General features: G+C 66.9%; 2 protein-coding genes, 1 tRNA gene and 1 pseudogene. 3 read left to right on the top strand and 1 reads right to left on the bottom strand.

Annotated elements, in window-relative coordinates; translation table 11 throughout:
• Positions 1 to 181, bottom strand: a pseudogene (locus ACFQEU_RS14885) (molybdopterin molybdotransferase MoeA); the annotation flags it as partial.
• A 417-nt stretch (positions 182 to 598) separates the two neighbouring features.
• Here ACFQEU_RS14885 and ACFQEU_RS14880 point away from each other — a divergent pair.
• From ACFQEU_RS14880 to ACFQEU_RS14870, 3 genes are all read left to right on the top strand, one after another.
• Positions 599 to 682: transfer RNA gene (locus tag ACFQEU_RS14880), tRNA-Ser, on the top strand.
• A gap of 219 nt (positions 683 to 901) precedes the next feature.
• A complete protein-coding gene (gene sod / locus ACFQEU_RS14875) occupies positions 902 to 1,501 on the top strand; it encodes a superoxide dismutase (RefSeq protein WP_379783426.1) in 600 nt (199 codons plus the stop codon).
• Positions 1,502 to 1,691: 190 nt separating this feature from the next.
• The gene (locus tag ACFQEU_RS14870; protein ID WP_379783424.1) at positions 1,692 to 2,054 is read left to right on the top strand and encodes a DUF5827 family protein; all 363 of its coding nucleotides are present in this window, start codon (positions 1,692 to 1,694) and stop codon (positions 2,052 to 2,054) included.
• Positions 2,055 to 2,169 lie beyond the last annotated feature (115 nt).

The following is a 2,169-nucleotide window of genomic DNA, read 5'->3' as shown; positions in this document are numbered from 1 at the left end:
GGTCGTAGCTCGGCACCGGCGCGGGCGCGTCGACCGGCTCGGCGAGCACTCGCCCGTCCGCCTCGCCGAGCGACACCGTCTCCACTCGGTCGTGTGGCTCGATGTCGTCGAGCAGCGTCGCCAGCGCCTCCTCGACCCGGGTCCGTCGCTTGAACCCGGATTCGCGTCTGTCGTGGCTCATGCTCGGTCGTTCCCGCTCCGCGGGCAAAAACCCCGCCACCCCGGTCGGGGCGACGACCGTGGCGACGGCGCGGTCGACGACTGCTTATAACCGTTCGCGGGAGGACACGGACTCCGAATGGAGCGGTGGAGCGCCGTGTGTTCCGGCGATCGAGGGTACCCAGCGCCGGGGACCGGTTATATACCACGCCCGTGATCGCCGAACGAGTGGGCGACCGAATTGCCACGGAGTCCGTGAGCGATCGCGACCCGTCGGCGACGCCGACGCACGCGTGTTCCTTATAAGGGATGTAAATACGAGCGAGCGAATCGTCCCGTCGCGGGGCGTACACGAAGGCGGAACGACGCCGGTGGCGGGCACGACGGCCCGCCCGACACCGATACCCATTAGTCCCGGCGTCTCGACATCCCGATGCGTGGTGGGATGGCAGAGTGGCCTATTGCGCCGGTCTTGAAAACCGGTAGCCTCACGGCTTCCTGGGTTCAAATCCCAGTCCCACCGTATCGAGCGCGGCGCGGCTTCGCGCCGTGTGAACTGATGTAACCACTGACGGTTATCTGATCGTTCCGGATCGGGGCTCGACTCGTCTCGGTACGAACCGCTATCACACCGATAACGCTCACGTAAGCCGGTGACGCTCACGTCCGGTGACGTGTGGTATCGCGTGCCGCATTATCTTTAACAGGTATCCGTCCGTGTGTATGGATAGGTGAATCAGATATGAGCTACGAACTCGATCCCCTTCCGTACGATTACGACGCGCTGGAACCCCACATCTCCGAGCAGGTACTCGAATGGCATCACGACACGCACCACCAGAGCTACGTGAACGGCTGGAACGCTGCCGAGGAGACGCTCGCGGGGAACCGTGAGGAACACGACTTCTCCTCGTCCGCCGGCGCGATCCGAAGCGTGACGCACAACTCCTCGGGTCACATCCTTCACGACCTGTTCTGGCAGAACATGTCGCCGGAGGGTGGCGACGAGCCCGAGGGCGCGCTCGCCGACCGCATCGAGGAGGACTTCGGCTCGTACGACGCCTGGCGAGGCGAGTTCGAGGCGGCGGCCTCCGCGGCGAGCGGCTGGGCGCTTCTGGTGTACGACACGTTCTCGAACCAGCTCCGCAACGTCGTGGTCGACAAGCACGACCAGGGTGCGATCTGGGGCGGTCACCCGATCCTCGCGCTGGACGTCTGGGAGCACTCCTACTACCACGACTACGGCCCGGCTCGCGGCGAGTTCGTCGACAACTTCTTCGAGGTCGTCGACTGGGAGGAGCCGTCCACCCGCTACGAGCAGGCCGTCGAGCTGTTCGAGTAACCCCGCCACCCGCGGGGCCACGCGTCGAGTTCCGTTTTCTTTCGTGCGCCGTCACGCGAGCAGCGGCGCGACCGTGCCGTGATCCCGACCAACGCGGCGTCCGGCAGTTCGGGTCGGATCCCGTCCGTCCCGACCGAGCGGGGCCGCGCGTATCGCGAGGGTTTACGGCGTCGCACACGTAGCGCGGCCCATGCCCGAACCCAAGTCACGGTTCGACGAGACGTTCCCGTGTGACTTCTACACGCCGGCGGAGCTGTTCGAGCCGGATCTGCTGTACACGATCCCCGAGATCGCGCGGATGCTCCAGGGGTTGGAGCCGGACGCCGAGGTCGACGACGACACCGAGGCCGTGCTCATCGACTGGGCGGTGCCGTGGGTGATGGTCCACAGCGACGAGCTCGTGATCGCGGAGCCGTTATCGGAGGAGGGGCCAGGCTACTACGGGGTCGCGCCGGAGGCCGTCGAAGCGACCGACGAATCGGACCGTGCCGGCGAGACGGACGGAGCAAACGGAGCGAGCCCCGGCGTCGACGGCGCCGACGGCGACCAGTGACCGGGCGCGTAGACGACACCGGTGCCGGCGACGGTTCCGACGGGGGACCGATGCTCCTCGTTGCCGGCGGCTCCCGCGTCGACGCCGGCAAGACGACGTTCTCGACCGGGCTCGT

This window comes from Halorubrum tibetense, assembly GCF_042661865.1.
GTDB classification, from domain to species: domain Archaea; phylum Halobacteriota; class Halobacteria; order Halobacteriales; family Haloferacaceae; genus Halorubrum; species Halorubrum tibetense.
The sequence above is the reverse complement of the archived record's forward strand: the minus strand, read 5'-3'. Positions and strand labels throughout refer to the sequence as shown.

Excerpts from the sequence above, each read along its gene's own strand:
- ACFQEU_RS14870 (WP_379783424.1), top strand. The coding sequence starts at position 1,692 with ATGCCCGAACCCAAGTCACGGTTCGACGAGACGTTCCCGTGTGACTTC.
- sod (WP_379783426.1), top strand. The coding sequence starts at position 902 with ATGAGCTACGAACTCGATCCCCTTCCGTACGATTACGACGCGCTGGAA.